The following is a 5,024-nucleotide window of genomic DNA, read 5'->3' on the forward strand; positions in this document are numbered from 1 at the left end:
AAAATCCAAGAGAAATAAAAAATCATTCGGACACTTATGCTAAAATATCGCCACAGAAAATATCTCTTCTTCAACTGTCCGAATGAAACCGACAGAGGTGTCCGGATAAACCGTTATATGCAAAAGATTCAATTCTGTTTTCAGCATTTGGCGGCAGAACCGATTTGTCACTGCTGTTTAGCCATAAAAAAATTTGGATGAGTGATGCGAACAGAAGTGAGCTAAGAATATATTTCAATGTATTTCCTAAAATAGTTATCCGAATTGTACATCAAAATTAAAAAAATGGTTGCTAAATAAGAAAAAATTATATTATCATCGCGTAAGGGGCTATGCCCCAAACATTAAATACCGAAAATCAGAAGAAGAACAGGAAGCAGTAAAAGGTCGCCGACAATTGCCATAAACATGGCAAGCATGGTAAGCAGTCCAAAATAGATAGTCGGCAGAAAGTTTGAGAGCACTAATATACAAAACCCTACCATAATAATAGTTGTAGTGTAATACATCGCAACACCGATGCTCTCATGCGTCCTAAACATCGTCTTGGTGGCATCATTTGACTCTTTATACAAAAGAGAGTACCTATATATATAGTGGATGGTGTCATCAACCGCTACACCAAGACTGATTGCCGCAATGGTTATAGTCATCATATCCAGTGGTATGTTCATCCACCCCATAAAACCAAAAATAGTAGCGACCGGAATCAAGTTTGCAATCATAGCGATAATTGCTATTTTAAAACTTCTAAAGAGAGCAAAAAATATTATAAATAGTATTAAAACAACTATGCCGATACTCTTAATCTGCGAATCAAAAAGAGACTGAAGCATATTATTGTACATCACCAGAAGGTTGGTAACCTTATGCTCTTCGTACTCCTCGTTTAACATCATTTTCAAATCACTATTTATCTGTTTTATAAGCTTGTCTCTTTGCAGATTAGGCATTGAGTCGATTATTCTAGTGCTTATTCTTACTTGATTGTTTTTTATATCCACATACGGAGTCAAGATTATTTTTCTGTATTTTTCGGGCAGCTCTTTATACATAAGTGCAAGAGTGAGACCATCAGCCTCCTCTCCGTCATTTAAAACTTTTAAAATCTCTCCTGCAGTTGAGAGCGAGAGCACCTTTCCGACAGCTTCAAGCGACTCTAAGTAGTCATGAACCTCTTTTATCTTTTGCATCTTATTTTGCGTAAACCAGTACTGTTCCCTCTCACCCTCTTTCTCTTCAAACTCATCAGCAAACGAGTCAAGCTCTTCGTCATCAGAGCCAACAACCTCAACAGAAACTACCTCATCGCTACGCTCTTTAAACGTCAAAATAATATCAAGCGGCGTAGTTCCGCCTAGTTTTTGGTCAATTTGCGCCATTCCTTGATATATCTGTGTGTCTTCTTTAAAGTAGTCAATAAAACTATTCTCAACCCTTAACTTGCTTGCTCCCGAGATTGAGAATATTACAATCATTGCCGTCATTGCCAAAATTGTTTTTCTGTAGTTATGAACAACATAAGCCATTTTAGAGGTAAAGGGCGGGGAATTTTTCACAACTTTATGCGCCTCTTTTTTGTCAAACAAAATCAAAATAACAGGAAATAGCGCATATGTCATAAATAGCGAAACCGCTACACCGCTGCTCATCATCCAGCCAAAATTTATAACAGGCAGAATATTGCTAAAAACAAGCGAACTAAATCCTGCAATAGTCGTGATAACTACGAAAAAAGATGGTTTTGCCATTGAGAGAACGGTACCAAGTGCAAGCTCTCTTTGCGTAAGATTCGGCTGCTCTACAAATAGTTCTTTATATCTTACTATCAGGTGCACCACAAGCGACATGTTCATGATTAGCTGCAGAGAAATAAAGTTTGATGAAACTACCGTAATTTCCCAGCCAAAAAGCCCAAGAAAGCCGCTTGTGGTAGCAAGCGAAATTGTACAGATAAAGAGTGCGATGACTACCCATTTTATCTCTCTTAAGAGGATATACAAGATGGCTATTAAAAGCCCTATTATTAAAAATCCGAATGTTTTTAAGTCATACTTTACAAACTCTACCATGTCGTCGGCAATCATCTCAACACCGCCAAGATGGAGTTTTACCTTCTGGTTGCCCTCTTCAAAACTCTTTAATATCTCTCTTAGTTGAACTATTGTCTGGTGGTTCTCTTCTCTTAAAGTATCTCTGTACGCCTTTAACTCTGCGGAGGCTTTTTTATAACTTGCTTTCTCATCCGCACTCAGCTCTCTTTGCTTTTTAAACTTTATAAACTTGTCCCTGTTATCTATAAGGGTAAAATATTTCTCATCTCTTTTTAGGTTTACCATAAGAGCCGTTGTCATAAAATCATCGCTTACGAGATTTTGCTTATAAACGGCGCTGTTTAAAAACTCCTCTCTTGCAAGGCTCTTATCTATATGAGGCGATTCAAGTGTCGGTATATCCCTTAAGAGCTCTTTTAATGGGACAGGAGGAGATTGCAGAAGCGGGACGTTGACTATCGAGTTTACTGATTCGACTATTTTTAGAGTCTCAATACGCGAACCAAGTAGTTTTATGTTTTCAATATTCTCTTTACTTAGTAAATCATCATCGGTCGTATATGTTACAACCAGAAAGTTTGGAGCTTCAAAACGCTTCAGTACATCTCTCGTGTACTCTAAATCTTTGTCGTCTTCAAGCAGAAGAGTCTCAGCACTTGCGTCTATCTCCAGTTTAAGCGCAAAAAGCGCCATTACTACTACAAAAACAGCCATTAAAGAGAGAATGGCTTTTGGATATTTTAGAAGATAATTTTCATATAGGTTTTTTAGCATAATATCTACGACTGCTTAGCTAGAGCGTCCATCAGCTCAGTTATGCTCTTAGTGCGTAAAAACTCTCTAAATTGAGCCTTATCGGTTTTTAAAATACTTACTCCTAAAATCTCTACGTCATATACAAGCCAACTATCTTTGGAAGCCGTCTTCTCTTTTGGCTTGTGAAATTTATACACAATCTCAAGCTTCTCGCTTTTACTGACAAGGTCCGTAAAAAAAGCTATTCTGTTTGCTTGTGGCTGTTCTATCTTTTTAACCTCGACCTTCTCATCTTTGTAAGCATCTATTTTTGATGAGTATGACTGCTTCATTCTCTCTACGTAAAGTCTTACAAATCTCTCTCTGTCAGCAGCATTTAGCTCTTTCCATGTATTGCCTAGACTCAGTTTTGCCATAAGCTCAAAATCAAACATAGGTGTTAAAGATCTTACTATGTTGCCGTTTCTCTCATCTTTTGAGAGAGTTGTATCTTCTACTATTAGTATAACTTCATCTATTTTTTTTAAAAAATGCTCTCTTAGCTCTAATGCCTCATCCGCAACCAAACTCTGTGCAAAAAACAAAACCGCACATAACACTAAAATTTTTTTATAGATACTTTTCACTTCTACTCCTCAATCTGTTTATCTCTATACTGCTCATACACATCTCTTATGTACGGGTACAAATCAACGGCATCTTTTCTCATCTTCTCATATCTGTCCATATCCAGAGATATATAGTTTACTTTTTCAAGCGATTTTGCGCCCAAATATTCAGGCCATGTATCGGTTAAAGTCCAGTAGCTTCTCTCTGTATAGTCAATTGGGCTAAGAAGAGCATCAGGATACAGGCTTACCAAATCCCTCAGGTTTGAAGGTCCAAGAAGCGGCAGTACAATATGCGGTCCGCTTCCTACTCCATAAAAACCTAGCGTCTGTCCAAAATCCTCTTCGTGTGCTTGAAGATTAAAATGTTTTATAGCAGGGTCAAAAAGTCCTAAAACGCCCACCGTGCTGTTTACGACAAATCTGCCTGTCTCTTCTGAAGCGTTGCGGAATTTTCCCTGCAAGAGATTATTCGCAAGACGCATTGGAAAATAGAGGTTATTAAAAAAATTTGAAACACTCTCTCTTATCTCTACATGAAAGAGAGCTTTATAACCGTTTGCTACAGGTTTAAAAACATACTCATACGCACCGTCGTTAAAATTTGTCATTGCTCTATTATATCCGCTAAATGGGTCATATATCTCTTTGACCTCCATCTCATCGGCAAACTCGTCAAGTTCATCATCCTCTGCGTCCGTGCCGACACTCTGCGAGACTATCGCCTCAGTTGGCTCATGCAGAGTCTTTGAAGAGCACCCAGTAAACATAATAGATAAAAATAGAGCTATATAAAATAGTCTCATCCTACACCTTTACTCTGTCTGTCAATGCTCTGCTTAGCGACAACAAGTCTATATTTTCTAAACTCACGCCGGTAGGCACGCCCTGAGCAATCTTTGTGTAGTTTATATTAAATTTACTTAATTTATCTTCAATATATAACATAACCGCATCATTTGCAATGGAGGGCGTTAGAGCAAAAACCACCTCCTTAACGCCTGAACTTACAAGCTTTTCAAGACCTGAGAGATTTAACTCGGCTAATGATTCCAAAACAAAATATCTGCCGTCAAAAAGTCTGTTCTCCTCCAGCAAAAGTATATCTTTTGCGTTTTCGACTATGCAAAGAAGCGCCTCATCCCTGCTCTCGTCACAGCAGATGAAACAGAGCTCATCTTCGCTCATACCTCCGCATGAACTGCACTGTTTCAAACTTCCCAAAGCCTCTTCTATGGCATGAGAGATTTTCATCCCTACAAAGCTCTCCTTTATAAGCATATGATATGCCAATCTGGTTGCAGATTTTTTGCCGATAGTCGGGAGTTCCTGCAGCGCCTCTACAAGCTTGTTAAATTTCTCTAGCGAACCTTTCATTATATAATCTCACATGATTTAAACAAGTCTAAATCATCTTTACTCACAAAATGCTTGCATTTCTTTAGAAAAGTTTCACCTTTGGCGAGAGTTCTCATTTTGATTCCTTCGTATAATATATCTATCAACCAAATAGTTAAAATATGGTTGTGTGTTCTTAAAGACTCATAGTTTTCACAAAAGCTAATAATAAACAGGTTTCTTTCCTTTTTGGACTACAGTACCAGCA

Annotated in this window: 5 protein-coding genes; all 5 read right to left on the reverse strand. The window is 37.9% G+C overall.

The window, feature by feature from the left end:
- Nucleotides 1-70: 70 nt before the first annotated feature.
- The gene (locus tag K0A91_RS10560; protein WP_295010150.1) at nucleotides 71-238 is read right to left on the reverse strand and encodes a hypothetical protein; all 168 of its coding nucleotides are present in this window, start codon (nucleotides 236-238) and stop codon (nucleotides 71-73) included.
- A gap of 106 nt (nucleotides 239-344) precedes the next feature.
- On the reverse strand, nucleotides 345-2,828 hold the full coding sequence (locus K0A91_RS10565; RefSeq protein WP_295010151.1) for an MMPL family transporter: 2,484 nt from the start codon (nucleotides 2,826-2,828) through the stop codon (nucleotides 345-347).
- Between the two features lie 5 nt (nucleotides 2,829-2,833).
- Complete coding sequence (locus tag K0A91_RS10570; RefSeq protein WP_295010152.1) at nucleotides 2,834-3,436, reverse strand: ABC transporter substrate-binding protein; 603 nt, start codon at nucleotides 3,434-3,436, stop codon at nucleotides 2,834-2,836.
- A gap of 2 nt (nucleotides 3,437-3,438) precedes the next feature.
- Nucleotides 3,439-4,224 carry a VacJ family lipoprotein gene (locus K0A91_RS10575; RefSeq protein ID WP_295010153.1) on the reverse strand — a complete coding sequence of 262 codons (786 nt, stop codon included), beginning with the start codon at nucleotides 4,222-4,224 and terminating at the stop codon, nucleotides 3,439-3,441.
- A 1-nt stretch (nucleotide 4,225) separates the two neighbouring features.
- Entirely contained in the window at nucleotides 4,226-4,795 is a 570-nt protein-coding gene (gene recR / locus K0A91_RS10580) for a recombination mediator RecR (RefSeq protein WP_295010154.1), read from the reverse strand.
- Between the last annotated feature and the right edge of the window lie 229 nt (nucleotides 4,796-5,024).

The organism is Sulfurimonas sp., from assembly GCF_019429335.1.
Taxonomy (GTDB): Bacteria; Campylobacterota; Campylobacteria; order Campylobacterales; family Sulfurimonadaceae; genus Sulfurimonas.

Excerpts from the sequence above, each read along its gene's own strand:
- recR (WP_295010154.1), bottom strand. The coding sequence starts at position 4,795 with ATGAAAGGTTCGCTAGAGAAATTTAACAAGCTTGTAGAGGCGCTGCAG.
- K0A91_RS10575 (WP_295010153.1), bottom strand. The coding sequence starts at position 4,224 with ATGAGACTATTTTATATAGCTCTATTTTTATCTATTATGTTTACTGGG.
- K0A91_RS10565 (WP_295010151.1), bottom strand. The coding sequence starts at position 2,828 with ATGCTAAAAAACCTATATGAAAATTATCTTCTAAAATATCCAAAAGCC.